This is a genomic window from Pseudomonas sp. 51_B (assembly GCF_017491595.1).
Lineage (GTDB): Bacteria > Pseudomonadota > Gammaproteobacteria > Pseudomonadales > Pseudomonadaceae > Aquipseudomonas > Aquipseudomonas promysalinigenes.
This window is the reverse complement of sequence record NZ_JAFGYW010000633.1, coordinates 1-234: the sequence shown is the minus strand read 5'-3', so window position 1 is coordinate 234 and position 234 is coordinate 1. Positions and strand designations below refer to the sequence as shown.

Annotated in this window: 1 protein-coding gene; it reads right to left on the bottom strand. The window is 58.5% G+C overall.

Going from position 1 to position 234, the window contains the following annotated elements:
• Positions 1 to 234 (bottom strand): amino acid permease (locus tag J5M56_RS26495; protein ID WP_207938250.1); only part of this gene is annotated, 234 nt, incomplete at both ends.

Sequence of the window (234 nt, the reverse complement as noted above, 5' to 3'; positions counted from 1 at the left end):
CGAACTGCGGGTTGCTCTGGCCCCAAATATCGCGCGTGAAGATATCGGCGCGAAACGCGAAAGCGGCAATGACCACGAAGATCAGCAACGGCACGATTTTGGCCACGGTGGTCACTTGGTTGATGAAGGCTGCTTCCTTGATGCCGCGCAGTACCAGAAAATGCACGGCCCACAGCAGCACCGATGCAGCGATGATGGCCGCGGGGGTGTTACCTTCGCCGAAGATCGGGAAGA